Annotated in this window: 13 protein-coding genes; 4 read left to right on the top strand and 9 right to left on the bottom strand. The window is 46.5% G+C overall.

The genetic code is table 11. From position 1 onward, the window contains the following. Positions 1-45: 45 nt before the first annotated feature. From HPY27_RS18430 to HPY27_RS18415, 4 genes are all read right to left on the bottom strand, one after another. The gene (locus HPY27_RS18430) at positions 46-765 is read right to left on the bottom strand and encodes a YebC/PmpR family DNA-binding transcriptional regulator (RefSeq protein WP_017250864.1); all 720 of its coding nucleotides are present in this window, start codon (positions 763-765) and stop codon (positions 46-48) included. A 160-nt stretch (positions 766-925) separates the two neighbouring features. Next, positions 926-1870: a metal ABC transporter substrate-binding protein gene (locus HPY27_RS18425; protein ID WP_174225660.1), complete on the bottom strand. Its 945-nt coding sequence runs from the start codon at positions 1868-1870 to the stop codon at positions 926-928. Positions 1871-1884: 14 nt separating this feature from the next. Next, entirely contained in the window at positions 1885-2745 is an 861-nt protein-coding gene (locus HPY27_RS18420) for a metal ABC transporter permease (RefSeq protein WP_017250862.1), read from the bottom strand. Continuing rightward, the gene (locus tag HPY27_RS18415) at positions 2745-3488 is read right to left on the bottom strand and encodes a metal ABC transporter ATP-binding protein (RefSeq protein WP_017250861.1); all 744 of its coding nucleotides are present in this window, start codon (positions 3486-3488) and stop codon (positions 2745-2747) included. The genes HPY27_RS18420 and HPY27_RS18415 overlap by 1 nt, the downstream gene beginning before the upstream one ends. Positions 3489-3904: 416 nt before the next feature. Here HPY27_RS18415 and HPY27_RS18410 point away from each other — a divergent pair, with 416 nt between their 5' ends. Beyond that, positions 3905-5275 (top strand): amino acid permease, encoded by a 1371-nt coding sequence (locus HPY27_RS18410; protein WP_026043272.1) that lies wholly within the window; start codon positions 3905-3907, stop codon positions 5273-5275. Between the two features lie 49 nt (positions 5276-5324). On the opposite strand, the gene HPY27_RS18405 is transcribed toward HPY27_RS18410, so the two are convergent. Next, positions 5325-5666 (bottom strand): hypothetical protein, encoded by a 342-nt coding sequence (locus HPY27_RS18405; RefSeq protein WP_174225659.1) that lies wholly within the window; start codon positions 5664-5666, stop codon positions 5325-5327. A 107-nt stretch (positions 5667-5773) separates the two neighbouring features. Here HPY27_RS18405 and HPY27_RS18400 point away from each other — a divergent pair, with 107 nt between their 5' ends. Continuing rightward, the gene (locus tag HPY27_RS18400; protein WP_174225658.1) at positions 5774-7603 is read left to right on the top strand and encodes an adenine deaminase; all 1830 of its coding nucleotides are present in this window, start codon (positions 5774-5776) and stop codon (positions 7601-7603) included. A 56-nt stretch (positions 7604-7659) separates the two neighbouring features. Here the strand turns inward: HPY27_RS18400 and HPY27_RS18395 are convergent, their stop codons facing one another. Next, positions 7660-8367, bottom strand: coding sequence for a MerR family DNA-binding transcriptional regulator (locus HPY27_RS18395; protein ID WP_173624188.1), 708 nt, complete (start codon positions 8365-8367; stop codon positions 7660-7662). Between the two features lie 165 nt (positions 8368-8532). On the opposite strand from HPY27_RS18395, the gene HPY27_RS18390 reads away from it, so the two are divergent. After that, entirely contained in the window at positions 8533-9168 is a 636-nt protein-coding gene (locus HPY27_RS18390; RefSeq protein WP_173624189.1) for a DUF5701 family protein, read from the top strand. A gap of 24 nt (positions 9169-9192) precedes the next feature. Here HPY27_RS18390 and HPY27_RS18385 read toward each other — a convergent pair whose 3' ends face one another. Together HPY27_RS18385 and HPY27_RS18380 are read right to left on the bottom strand one after the other, a co-directional pair. After that, the gene (locus HPY27_RS18385) at positions 9193-9795 is read right to left on the bottom strand and encodes an MSMEG_1061 family FMN-dependent PPOX-type flavoprotein (RefSeq protein ID WP_017250855.1); all 603 of its coding nucleotides are present in this window, start codon (positions 9793-9795) and stop codon (positions 9193-9195) included. A gap of 88 nt (positions 9796-9883) precedes the next feature. Continuing rightward, entirely contained in the window at positions 9884-10264 is a 381-nt protein-coding gene (locus HPY27_RS18380; protein ID WP_174225657.1) for a MerR family transcriptional regulator, read from the bottom strand. A gap of 115 nt (positions 10265-10379) precedes the next feature. Between HPY27_RS18380 and HPY27_RS18375 the strand changes: the two genes are divergently transcribed. Continuing rightward, positions 10380-11141 carry an SDR family NAD(P)-dependent oxidoreductase gene (locus HPY27_RS18375; RefSeq protein ID WP_174225656.1) on the top strand — a complete coding sequence of 254 codons (762 nt, stop codon included), beginning with the start codon at positions 10380-10382 and terminating at the stop codon, positions 11139-11141. 59 nt (positions 11142-11200) lie between these two features. On the opposite strand, the gene htpG is transcribed toward HPY27_RS18375, so the two are convergent. Further along, on the bottom strand, positions 11201-13081 hold the full coding sequence (gene htpG / locus HPY27_RS18370; protein WP_174225655.1) for a molecular chaperone HtpG: 1881 nt from the start codon (positions 13079-13081) through the stop codon (positions 11201-11203). Between the last annotated feature and the right edge of the window lie 42 nt (positions 13082-13123).

The raw sequence follows: 13123 nt of genomic DNA, 5'->3' as shown, positions 1-13123 counted from the left end.
AAAAAGACCCTTGTCCTAAAACAAAGGTCTTCTCCATTGAAAACATTATTCACCTAAATCAACGTTATGGTACACCTGCTGCACATCGTCCAGGTCTTCCAAAGCATCGATCAGCTTTTCGAATTGAGCTTGTACATCTTCTGTCAGCGTTACTTCGTTTTGTGGCAGCATGGTCAGTTCAGCTACGGTAAACTCATTAACGCCACCATTTTTGAGTGCTTCTTGAACAGCATGGAACTGTTCTGCATCTGCGTAAACAATGACAGCACCGTCTTCATCCAAAATGTCGCGCACGTCTACATCCGCTTCCATTAAGATTTCCAGCACTTCATCAGAGGTTTTACCTTCCAAGCCAAATACCGCTGTTGGGTCAAACATATAAGCAACCGAACCGGATACGCCCATGTTTCCGCCGTTTTTGTTGAAAGCGGCACGTACTTCAGGAGCTGTGCGGTTTACGTTGTTGGTCAGTGCATCCACGATGATCATGGAACCGTTTGGTCCGAAGCCTTCATAGCGCAGATCGCTAAACGTTTCATCAGAGCCGCCCTTTGCTTTATCAATCGCGCGGTCGATAATCGCTTTCGGTACGCTGTATGTTTTGGCACGCTCCAGGACGACCTTCAGAGCACGGTTGGACTCTGGGTCCGGCTCGCCTTGCTTTGCCGCTACGTAAATTTCCTTTCCGAACCTCGCGTAAATACGACTGGTGCTCGCGTCTTTAGAAGCTTTCTTCTCTTTAATATTGTTCCACTTACGACCCATAATCCCACTCTCTTTCAATATGGCAGATTAAATATGATTACTCCGGATTCCTTTTACACACTAGCCTATTATACCTCAATCTTATGAAATATGTTAAGCAGTGGAAGAATTTAAAAGCACAGCCCCTGATTAAGAGAGCTGTGCTTTGCTTTTACGAATCTTACTTCTTGGTCAATCCTTCGTAAATCGTCTTGATATTCCATTCCATCATTTTGATGTACGTATCGCCATCTTCTCCCGGCTTTCCGAGAGAGTCCGTAAATACTGTGCCGACAATCGGTACACCAGTTTCATTTGATACCATCTCCATGCTGCGCGGATCGATACTCGTCTCTACGAACAGGGCCGGGATTTTTTTCGCACGGATCGTGTCGACCACCTGTGTGACCTGCTCTGGTGTTCCTTGGTTCTCCGAGTTGATTTCCCAAATGTATGCCGCTTCAAAATCGTAAGCTTCGCTGAAATATTTGAACGCTCCCTCGCTCGTCACAAGCATACGCTGTTCTTTCGGAATCTGGCTGTATTGCTTAACCGCGTCCTCGTGCAAAGCAGTCAGCTGTTCGATGTACTTCTTAGCGTTTTGCTCATACGTTTCCTTGTGCGCTGGGTCCACCTTGATCAAGGCATTTTTTGCATTCTCCGCATACTTGATGCCATTGCGTACATCCAGCCAAGCGTGCGGGTCTTCTTCGCTCTCTTTGCCTTTGGTTGTCAAGTGCTTAGCCGCTACGCCCTCACTAAGTCGGAACACGGGTGCATCCGGACCTGATTTGCCTGCTGTGTTCATGAGATTATTGAACCAAGAGTTGCCCGCCTCCAGATTCAAGCCGTTGTAGAAAACCGCGTCTGCATCCGTCGTTTTTTGCACGTCAGCAGGCAGTGGATCATATTCATGTGGATTGGAACCAATCGGAGCGAGACTATGGATCTCTACCCGATCTCCCCCAACGTTTTTCACGATGTCATACAGGATGGAATACGTGGTCACGACCTGTAGCTTGTCACTATCTGATTTCGTGGGCTCGTTCGCACTTTGCGGAGCACCACACGCTGCCATTAATACGGTTGATACTAGAAAAACGAAAAACAGATTCCATTTCTTCATTACGATATTCTCCTTTACTTTGAGAGCTCGACTCGTTTTTGTCGGGCTCGGATTGATTTCCATACCACCCCGTGTTTTCGGGAGAAGAGAAAGGCCAGGAAGAATAACACAGTTGCAACCACGACAATCGTGGCACCAGAGGCCAAATTATAGGTAAAGCTAAAATAAAGGCCGATAACCGAAGACAGCATCCCAAAACCGCCAGCCAAAAAGATCATGATCGACAAACGGTCCGTCAAAAGATAAGCAGTAGCAGCCGGTGTAATCAGCATGGCCACGACTAACACGATTCCTACGGTTTGCAAGGAAGCGACTGTTACCATCGTCAACAAGGTCATCAGCAAGTAATGAATGAGGTTGTTACGCAAGCCGTAGGCAGCAGCAATGGTCGGATCAAACGAAGTCAGTAACAGTTCTTTGAAAAAAGCGTAAACGGTCACGATGACGACGATCCCGATGCCAACCGTCACCCACATGTCTGACGAACGCACAGCCAATACATTCCCGAACAAAATGTGATACAGATCGGTACTGCTTTTCAGCATCGTAACCATGATGATCCCAAGCGCAAAGGCAGACGTGAACAAAATCCCAATCGCTGTGTCGTTCTTGATGCGGCTATTTTGGCTCACGTAGCCAATTCCAACCGCGGTGAGTACACCCGTTAAAACAGCGCCCACGAAGAAATTGATTCCAAAAGCATAGGAGAGGGCCACCCCAGGTAAAACAGCGTGTGAGATGGCATCCCCCATCAAGGACATCCCCCGCAAGATGATAAAGCTGCCAATGACGCCGCAGATTAACCCAACCACTACGGACGTAAACAATGCTTTTTGCAAAAACTCATACTGTCCAATTGCCATCAAGAAATCCATTATGCAAGCACCTCGGTCTTTTCGAGAAATGGTAGTTGATAGGAATATGCTCTCGACATGACTTCTCGATTCAGCACTTCATCGACCGTACCGAACTTGATCAATTCTTTATTCATTAGAAGAAGCTGATCAAAATATGCATATGCTTTGGACAAGTCATGATGGACGACGACAATCGTTTTGTCCTGAAACTGCAGCTCTTTCAAAATGCGAATGATGGTGTCCTCGCTCGCCACATCAATCCCCACAAACGGCTCGTCCAGAAGCAGTAGCTCCGGTTTTTGCGCAAGTGCCCTTGCAAGGAAGACACGCTGTTGCTGCCCGCCGGAGAGCTCCCCGATTTGCCTGTCGCGGAAATCCTCCAACCCTACTCTTCTCAAGCATTCCAACGCCCACACTTTTTCCTTTTTTTTCGGAAATTTGAACAGTCCGACACTTGGGTATGTCCCGATCAGCACTGTATCCATGACCGTGATCGGAAACGTCCAATCAATCATGCTCCGCTGTGGTACATAGGCAATTTTCTTCCGGAATTCATTTGTCTCTTTCCCAAAAATCCGCACATTCCCCTTATCTCTCGGAATGAGGTCCAAGAGCGCTTTGATCAGGGTTGACTTCCCTGCCCCGTTTGGACCGATGATTCCAACCATGCTCCCTACTTCAACTTCAAACGAAACATCCCGAACAACTTCATTCCCAAAATAAGAGACATGCAGGTCCCTTACCGTGATAGCAAATTCCATAATTCTTCCCTCCAATAATAGCCCGTTATATGTTCCCGTCCAAAAACCGATGGTGAAACGGGTAATTCCTCTATGCACATATGCCTACACACAACAATGTAGTCTTGTACCAATAATATTCACCCAAACAAACTAATATGCATTCGTATAAAAAAGTTGCCCTAATGCAAAATTAAATGATTTCCATTATCATGTCAATATATTCTTTTTTCTGAAATACAAAAAAAGTGCAGCCTCTGTTTAAAAGATACAACACTTCCAAAACATTCCTATTTCGTTCATAATGAAAAGCTTTTTTTCTATAAAAATAAATAAACATATGTGAAACAACAATAGTTATGTTAATATGAACATTATCTGTTTGATAAAAATCTAAAAATTGAAAACTAACTAAAAATAAGAAAGAGGTGGATCGTATGCAGGATCAAAACTTGGCGAGAGGTCTAAAAAACAGACACGTACAACTCATCGCGATCGGCGGTGCAATCGGAACAGGATTATTTTTGGGCGCAGGAAAATCGATTCATTTGGCCGGCCCATCCATCTTATTTGCTTACTTGATTACGGGCATCATCTGCTTTTTAATCATGCGCTCACTCGGGGAGCTCCTCTTGAGCAATTTGAATTACCATTCTTTTGTGGATTTCGTCAAAGACTATTTGGGGAACATGGCCGCATTTGTCACGGGCTGGACTTACTGGTTTTGCTGGATTTCCATCGCCATGGCCGACCTGACAGCTGTTGGTCTTTATACGCAATTCTGGTTTCCGGAAATACCGCAGTGGATGCCAGGCTTAATTGCCCTCGTGATTTTGTTAATCATGAACCTAGCTACGGTGAAGCTTTTTGGAGAAATGGAATTTTGGTTCGCGCTCGTAAAGGTCATCGCGATTCTCGCCCTGATTTTTGTCGGCGTCTTCATGATCATCAAGGGGTTTTCTACGAACGCAGGTGCGTCTAGCTTCACGAATCTCTGGAGTCATGGCGGTATGTTCCCGAACGGCTTCAATGGGTTCCTTCTCTCCTTCCAGATGGTCGTGTTCGCATTTGTTGGGATCGAGCTTGTCGGTCTAACAGCTGGTGAAACAGAAGACCCAAAACGAGTCATTCCAAAAGCAATTAACCAAATCCCGATTCGGATTTTGATTTTCTACGTTGGCGCTCTCATCGTCATCATGAGCATCTATCCTTGGAACGCGATCAACCCGTTGGAGAGTCCATTCGTGCAGGTCTTCGCAGCGATTGGTATTGCAGCCGCTGCCGGTATCGTCAACTTCGTTGTACTGACATCCGCTGCTTCCGCTTGTAATAGCGCCATTTTTAGTACAAGCCGGATGGTTTACTCCCTTGCCAAAGAAAAGAACGCACCTGTGCCTCTTACCAAACTGACTGCCAACAAAGTCCCGGCAAATGCACTACTCTTTTCAACAGTTGTTATCCTTATCGCCGTTGTATTGAATTACGTCATGCCAGAAGGCGTATTTACGCTGATCACAAGCGTGTCAACCGTTTGCTTTATCTTTATTTGGGGAATTACCGTCATCTGTCATTTGAAATATCGCAAAACGAGACCAGATTTAGCAAAAGCGAATACATTTAAAATGCCGCTCTATCCTTTTGCCAACTACCTGATCCTGGCATTCCTTGCCTTCATTCTAGTCGTACTGGCACTCGCGGAAGATACACGAGTCGCCTTGTTCATCACACCTGTATGGTTTATTCTGCTCGTCGTGATTTACAAACTGCGGAAAACGAAGACAAATGAAATAGAGGTAGCAGAACACTAAGCAGCGCCTCCTGTTTTCACTTTCAACATCGGTGAAAATAGGAGGTGTTTTATTTTGGTATGTCCTCGAGTTGTTCCCCTTCAAATACCCCTTCGATCACAAGCCCTTTCTTGCATTTGAGATAGTACATAAACGGAAAATAGGAAACGAAGCCAAACAGAACTGCGCCCATCCCATACAGCAACGGTACAGAAAGCAAATGCAAGATTCCCGCTACCCACCCCTTTACCTGCATACGGAAGAGCAAAGCTTCCGATGCGCTCAATTGCCCCATTACGAGTAAAAGTAGAAAACGGAAGGCCCCATCCAAAACCCCGATCGAAACCCCAGCTCCCACGCACAGCTTTAGATAGGACGATATTTTTATGTATTTGACCTTTACTCTCGTCATCCACTGCACCCCTTTTTCAAAATTTTTTCTAAAAGAAAACTAGCTTCCTTCCGCTTCGATGTGTACTATATGTAAAATACCAAATCCAGCATGAGGTGATAGTAAACATGACACAGCAGCATTCGTCCTATGCAAGACCTCCACTCGCAGATTGTATTCCTGATCTCGTTGCCTTTTCCAGAGGAGAGAAAAAAGCGACCCTCTTCATTCATAATGGCACGCTCGTCAATGTTCTCTCCGGTGAAATCTTGCCGAATATGTCCGTCGCTGTCGTTGGTACCCGTATCGCTTATGTCGGTCCTTATGTGGAAGGGATGACAGATGAATCCACCAAGATGATCGATGCAAAAGGAAAGTATATGGCACCTGGACTGTTGGACGGGCACTGTCATATCGAGAGCAGCATGCTGTCCGTGACGCAGTTCGCCAATGCGGTACTGCCGCTCGGAACGACAGGCGGCTTTTTCGACGCCCATGAGATCTCGAATGTTCTCGGTCTACCTGGTTTGCGAATCATGCTGGATGAGGCGAGACAAACACCGATGGCTGCTTACATGCAGGTCGCTTCCTGCGTCCCTTCGACGGATGCATCCTTTGAAACGGCTGGGGCAGAATTCGGACCAGCGGAGGTCGCAGAAGCATTGAGCTGGGGACCGGATATGATCGCACTCGGAGAAGTCATGAACTTCCCTGGCGTCGTGTACGGTGACCCGAAAATGATTGGAGAGATTCAAGCGACACTGCGGGCAGGAAAAGTAGTGGATGGTCACTATACATGGCCTTCAAGCGATCCGCGTCTGGCTGCTTATGCCGCTGCGGGTGTATCCGGTTGCCATGAGTGTGTGACCAGCGAAGATGTCGCACAGCGCGTACGGCTCGGCATGTATGCCAAAATGCGCCGCGGCTCTGCCTGGCACGATGTTGCAGCAACGATCAAAGCACACACCGAACAGGGAATTGACTCCCGCCGGATGATGCTCGTGTCCGATGACCGCATCTGCGATTCGTTGAAAGAAGAAGGACATATGAACTTCATCGTCCGACACGCGATCTCGCAAGGAGTGAAGCCCGTTACTGCCTTCCAGATGGCGACTATCAATACAGCAGAACGATTCGGTGTCGCAAGAGATGTAGGCTCGATCGCACCGGGTATGATCGCCGATATCATTTTGCTCGACGGAAATCTGGCTGATGTGAATGTCGTGATGACGATCGCGCGCGGTGAAGTAGTAGCAGAGAATGGTGAAATGACGATCGAACTACCTCCGTTCCCTTACCCTGCGTTTGCTGTCAACTCAGTGAAAATCAAGGCTGATCTCACGCCATCTGACTTCATCATCAAGACCCCTGTTCCATCTGGGTCGATCAAGACGCGCGTCGCAGGTGTCCGCGAAAATCATGTAGAGACGGATGAAGTATTTGTGGATATAGCTGTCGCAAATGGTGAGCTTCAGATTACGCCAGAGAGCTCCTTGTGCAAAATGGCTATTTTCGAGCGTCATGGGAAAACTGGCGGCTCTGCCATTGGGATTGTCGGCAATGTCGGATTTAACCAGCCAGCAGCGATTGCCATGACTGTCGCCCATGACTGCCATAACGTGCTTGTCATCGGAAACGACGATGAGCGGATGGCACAAGCAGCAAATGCTGTGATCGGCATGCAAGGCGGTATCGCTGTCGTGACTGGAGACGGCGAAATCGTGGAGCTTCCGCTGCGTTTAGCCGGACTGATGTCGACTGAGCCTTATGAAACAGTTGTGAAGCAATCCATGGAGATTAGCCAAGCGTTGGTGAAGGCTGGCTGCACGATGAACTACGCCTTTATGACATTGTCTTTGCTTGCTCTGGTCGTCATACCGACCTTGCACATATCGGATACGGGCTTGATTCGCATTTCAGATGCGGGATTTGAGCGGGTATCACTGTTTGTGGAATAACGACGACATCCCCTCTTTTGCGAATGTGCAGGAGGGGGTTTTCTCTTTTGGCTACCTTATTCTTCGACCAACTGAACCACTTTGCATAATTGATAGAAATAGAAAACCCCACGCATTTGTACGCGATTCATCTGATCTAGATAACGCAACGTTTCCAAAGCAATGTTTCGCGCCTCTCTCACATCCTCTTCATTCATGTTCGCGATGGCTTCCTTTAGCTCCACAACCGATAAGGAATAGACAGCAGGTCGCAGCGTACGAAGCAGCATGATTTTGCGGATTTGCGAGCGATTGAAGAGTCGGTAGCCATTTTTCTCATCACGGGAAGTCGCAATGAGCCCAACCTTTTCCCAGTGACGAATGGTTGAGCTGGGCAGTGAAGTCATGGCTGCTACCTCCCCAATCGTCATCCATTCGCTGTTTCCAGCTTCCTCGTACTTTCCTGTTCCACCGTTTTCGAGCATTGCCAAGTTTCGTTCGGCTAACTGCTTGTCCCTCTGTAGATTGGCCTGAGCCTCATTCACACGCCACAGAGCAGCCTGCAAATGTCTATCCTGGATCAGTCGCATCACCTGCGCCGTCACTTCCATCCCAAATCCGGGAGACATGGCTTGAATACAGGTAAAATAAGCGACATGTTCCTCCGTATACTTCCGGTAGCCACTCGCTGACCGTTCCACAGGCGGAACCAGCCCATGTGCTTCGTAATTGCGCAAGGCGCTCGTGCTCAGCTTCAGCTTACGTGCAATATCAATGGGGCGCATGGCAGCCACCAGCCTCCTACCCGACTTTCTTCGATGAAGATTAAAGCTTAGTTGTAAAGTTATTTCAATCTTAACCCGCTTTATTCCTTTTTCTTTGGTTAGACCTTAGAATTAGCTCGAATGTTGTAAGATGAATGTGACAAGTGGAAGGAGGCGCATTACCCCATGCACAAAGCTGAATTCGAACGGCAACTAACAACGCTCATTCAAAAGGGCTATCCTGAAATGGCGGGCATGACAGCAGATGTGTTTAGGAAAAATCTGACCCCGCTGCAATCACTGGCAGAAGCTCTACCCATTCCAGAAGACGATCAGAAAGACGGCCTCGTCCCCTTTGTTCTCGTTGTGAAAGGCGATTGGTTCGACGGAGAAAAAGCGATGCAAGCCATCGAGCGGCAAAAGAAAACTGGCTTCAGTGTCATGGATGCAGAAGAAATTCGGCGCTTTACACCCATCGAGGGCATCGAGATTCCTACAGGAATGGCTTACCTAATGACCGGAATTGATACAGGAAAAGAGACGTTGAACGTCACTCCGAATGACGCGATGCCCATCCTCTTGGAGCAACAGCGTTCTCCGCTCACGCTGGAGGAAGGGATTGCCCTGATCACTCACTTCCCGGATCTGGTAAAGAAAAACAACGGCTTTTCTCTGCTCGGATCGCGTTGTGGCGACCGACGCGTAACGGCCATGTGGATCAGTGAAAATAAACCGAAGCTAGGTTGGTGCTGGAACGGCAATCCTCATACGTGGCTCGGATCAGCTTCCTGCCAAGCTCGTTTGGACGAAAAAAAACCTTGAAGCTCATTCAAGGTTTTTTCTTTCTTATTCTTTTTCATTCAACGTAACACCATTTATTTTCAAATGAGCGCGAAACATTTCCAACATCGAAGGCATTGCCTCTTTTTCTGGCCATGAATCCGTTTTCCACAAGCTTGCTTGTTTAAATGCGCGCGGGCAATGGAGGAAGCACTCCTCTACCTTCACGATCACGCCGATGCCGCTTGTTTTACCCTTCCATTCTTGCGCGGCGAGTAGCTCTGCATCTTTTGTAATGTGGGCTGATCCGTTAATACGCAACACTTCTTCCAGACCTGGAATCAGGAAAATCATTCCCACCTGCGGATTGGCAATAATATTTAGCAAAGAGTCGACCCGTCTGTTCCCCATTCGCTCGGGAAAGATAATATGGTGATCATCCAGCACTTTAACGAAACCCGGCTCGTCGCCTCGTGGGGAAACGTCACATCTGCCTGAAGCATCTGCTGTGGACAAGAAAAACAACGGCGACATAGACACATAATGGATCACATGCGACTCAACCTGTGCGATGCTTTTTTTCACAACCGCCTCGTGCGGTTCACCTACCAGGCTTTTTAGTTCGTCTGCACTAGTTATAAGATCTTTTACTTCCAACGGATTCCACATAGGTTCTACTCTCCTCTTTTGTGTATATCCCTGTCTATCATCATAAGTCCCTTGGGAATGGAAAATCAATGTCTGCAGCAGCAAGTTTTTAGTCTGCTGGTGTTTTGGCTGCTCGTTTACTGATGAAATCTTTGTAAGCAACAATCTTACGTTCTAGCATATCATCCACAGCGATTAACGTTTTTATTTGTTGCTCAATATAGCGTTTATGTTCTTCTAAAAGACCCAATCGAGCTAAGGTCGTATGTTCTCCTTCTACAAACAGGGAAGCGTACTGCTTTATTTTTGAGATCGGCATTTGCGTTTCTTTTAACTTGATAACGAATTGCAGCCATCGAATATGTGAATCGTTATATCGCCTGTCACCGTTTTCATCGCGATCAGGAATAATTATTTTTTCCTTTTCATAATAACGCAACGTATGTGTGCTTATCCCTAATAGCTGTGCCACTTCACCAATTGTGTACATAGGAAACCTCCGCATTAATCTAATACCCTTGACTTAGAGTTTACTCTAATCAGTATAATCAGCTCATCGTTACTTCTCAATGAAAGCTAGTGAATAAAATTCAGGAGGGATTTTCATGAAATATACGGTTATTACGGGAGCAAGTTCAGGAATTGGCTTTGAAACCGCTCTGGCATTTGCTGCTCGTGGAAAAAACTTAATTTTAGCAGCTCGTCGAACGGAGGAATTAGAAAAGTTACAATCAAAAGTGGCTGATATCAACGCAAAATTGGATGTCGTCATTCGAACCGTTGATTTGAGTGTGAGTGCAAATGTTCATGATTTTTACGACAGTCTAAAGGATTATGAGATTGAGACCTGGATCAACAATGCGGGGTTCGGAAACTTTGCTTCTGTTGGGGAACAAAACTTGAATAAAATTGAGTCTATGCTTCACTTGAATATCGAAGCACTCACGATTCTATCTTCTCTTTATGTTCGTGACTATGCACATGTTGAAGGAACGCAAATCATCAATATTTCTTCAGGCGGAGGCTACAAAATTATTGCTGACGCCGTCACCTATTGCGCAACGAAGTTCTATGTAAGTGCCTTTACGGAAGGTCTCGCACAAGAATTGAGGGAGCATGGAGCAGCCATGCAAGCAAAAGTCTTGGCACCTGCTGCGACTGAGACCGAATTTGCGAAGCGTTCCTTTGATATTGATCAATTTGAATATGCTGGTGCAGTTCCCAAGTTCCATACAGCTGCTGAAATGGCAGGCTTCTTGCTCGATTTATATGACAGTGAGAAGGTAGTAGGAATAGTGAATGGAGCGACATATGAGTTCGAGCTAAAGGATCCGATCTTTACGTATGTGTCGAAGTCAAGAAACTAGTCGAGACGTTATTTTCACATAAAAAAGAGGATGCGCAAGCCGCATCCTCTTTTTTTGAATTACACCATGACTTTGCAAATGTCGTTCGTAAACTCTACCGGGTCTTGAATCGGCAAGCCTTCGATCAAAAGAGCCTGATTGTACAGGAGAGCCGTATACAGATTAACCTTTTCCTTGTCTGTGTCAAATGCACCCTTCAACGACTGGAACACCGCATGGTTCACATTGATCTCCAGTACCTTGTCTGCCTTCACATTCGAATTGTTCGGCATCGCATTCAAGATTTTTTCCATTTCGATCGTCACTTCACCCTCAGTCGACAGGCAGACAGGGTGTGACTTCAAGCGTTTGGAAGCTTTCACCGCTTTGACTTTTCCTTCGAGCAGCGATGCCATATAGTCGAACAGCTCTTTGTTGTTCTCGTTTTCGGCTTCGGCTGCTTTTTCCTCTTCGCCCGGTTCGATTCCCAAATCGCCGCTCGACACGGATTTGAATTCCTTTTCCTTGTAGTTCATCATCATCTTGATCGCGAACTCATCGACGTCATCTGTGAAGTACAGGATTTCGTAACCTTTCTCGGATACGAGCTCTGTTTGCGGCAGCTTTTCGATTCGCTCGATCGACTCGCCAGATGCGTAGTAGATGTACTTTTGATCTTCTGGCATTCTCTCTACGTACTCTTCTAGCGTCACCAGCTTTTTCTCTTTGGAAGAGTAGAACATCAACAGGTCTTGCAATGTTTCTTTATGCATTCCGTAGTCGCTGTACATGCCGTATTTCAGCTGTCTGCCAAACGACTTGTAGAACAGCTCATATTTTTCCCGCTCTGTTTTCAGCAAGCTTTGCAGCTGGCTTTTAATTTTGCTCGTGATGTTTTTCGCAATCAGCTTCAATTGACGATCATGCTGCAGCATCTCACGAGAAATGTTGAGCGACAGGCTCTCGGAGTCAACCATCCCTTTGACAAAGCTGAAGTAGTCTGGTAGCAGGTCCGCACATTTGTTCATGATCAGTACGCCGTTCGCATACAGCTCCAGACCTTTTTCATACTCCTTCGAGTAGTAATCAAATGGCATGCTCTCCGGGATGTACAAAATCGCCTGATAAACAACGGCTCCATCTGCACTGATGTGGATGTGCTTGAGCGGCTTGTCGAAGCCGTAATGCTTGCTCGCATAAAACTGCTCGTAATCCTCAGTTGTCAGCTCGCTTTTATTTTTTCGCCAAATCGGAACCATGCTGTTCACGATTTGTTCTTCCGTCACTTGTTCGTACTCGTTTTCGCTGCCCTCTTTTGGCTTATGCTGCGTAACGTCCATTTTGATCGGGTAACGAATGAAGTCAGAGTACTTTTTGATAATCGCTTGTAAACGGTACTCTTCCAAGAAGTCGTCGTAATTCTCTTCTTCTGTATTCTCCTTGATTTCGAGAATGATCTCGGTCCCGACGGAATCTTTGTGATAAGGCTCGATTGTGTAGCCATCCGCACCACTGGACTCCCATTTGTACCCAGTGTCGCTGCCCAGTGCTTTACTGATGACCGTAACCTTGTCGGCAACCATGAAAGCCGAGTAGAAACCTACGCCGAATTGACCGATGATGTTGTAGCCATCTTTCGCGTCGTTTTCTTTTTTGAACGCCAACGAACCACTCTTCGCAATGACACCCAGATTGTTTTCCAGCTCATCCTGCGTCATCCCGATCCCTGTATCTGTCAGGGTCAGCGTTCTCGTGTCTTTGTTAACCGCTACTTTGATGTAATAGTTCTCTTTATCGAACACCAATTGATCATCGACGAGCGATTTGTAGTAAATTTTGTCAATCGCGTCACTCGAATTGGAGATCAACTCGCGCAAAAAGATTTCCTTTTGTGTGTAAATAGAATGGATCATCATTTCCAACAGACGTGTAGATTCTGCTTGAAACTGCTTTTTTTCCATGAAATACCCACCCTTCCGGACTTCTTATATATTCCTTTTCCA

Origin of the sequence: Brevibacillus sp. HB1.1, from assembly GCF_013332445.1 — a bacterium.
Lineage (GTDB): Bacteria > Bacillota > Bacilli > Brevibacillales > Brevibacillaceae > Brevibacillus > Brevibacillus porteri.
The sequence above is the reverse complement of the archived record's forward strand: the minus strand, read 5'-3'. Positions and strand labels throughout refer to the sequence as shown.

What these genes read in the sequence shown, in the direction of transcription:
- HPY27_RS18395 (WP_173624188.1), bottom strand. Translation starts at nt 8,367, where the DNA reads ATGCGCCCCATTGATATTGCACGTAAGCTGAAGCTGAGCACGAGCGCC.
- HPY27_RS18385 (WP_017250855.1), bottom strand. Translation starts at nt 9,795, where the DNA reads ATGTGGAATCCGTTGGAAGTAAAAGATCTTATAACTAGTGCAGACGAA.
- HPY27_RS18375 (WP_174225656.1), top strand. Translation starts at nt 10,380, where the DNA reads ATGAAATATACGGTTATTACGGGAGCAAGTTCAGGAATTGGCTTTGAA.
- HPY27_RS18415 (WP_017250861.1), bottom strand. Translation starts at nt 3,488, where the DNA reads ATGGAATTTGCTATCACGGTAAGGGACCTGCATGTCTCTTATTTTGGG.
- HPY27_RS18405 (WP_174225659.1), bottom strand. Translation starts at nt 5,666, where the DNA reads ATGACGAGAGTAAAGGTCAAATACATAAAAATATCGTCCTATCTAAAG.
- htpG (WP_174225655.1), bottom strand. Translation starts at nt 13,081, where the DNA reads ATGGAAAAAAAGCAGTTTCAAGCAGAATCTACACGTCTGTTGGAAATG.
- HPY27_RS18380 (WP_174225657.1), bottom strand. Translation starts at nt 10,264, where the DNA reads ATGTACACAATTGGTGAAGTGGCACAGCTATTAGGGATAAGCACACAT.
- HPY27_RS18425 (WP_174225660.1), bottom strand. Translation starts at nt 1,870, where the DNA reads ATGAAGAAATGGAATCTGTTTTTCGTTTTTCTAGTATCAACCGTATTA.
- HPY27_RS18410 (WP_026043272.1), top strand. Translation starts at nt 3,905, where the DNA reads ATGCAGGATCAAAACTTGGCGAGAGGTCTAAAAAACAGACACGTACAA.
- HPY27_RS18430 (WP_017250864.1), bottom strand. Translation starts at nt 765, where the DNA reads ATGGGTCGTAAGTGGAACAATATTAAAGAGAAGAAAGCTTCTAAAGAC.
- HPY27_RS18400 (WP_174225658.1), top strand. Translation starts at nt 5,774, where the DNA reads ATGACACAGCAGCATTCGTCCTATGCAAGACCTCCACTCGCAGATTGT.
- HPY27_RS18420 (WP_017250862.1), bottom strand. Translation starts at nt 2,745, where the DNA reads ATGGATTTCTTGATGGCAATTGGACAGTATGAGTTTTTGCAAAAAGCA.
- HPY27_RS18390 (WP_173624189.1), top strand. Translation starts at nt 8,533, where the DNA reads ATGCACAAAGCTGAATTCGAACGGCAACTAACAACGCTCATTCAAAAG.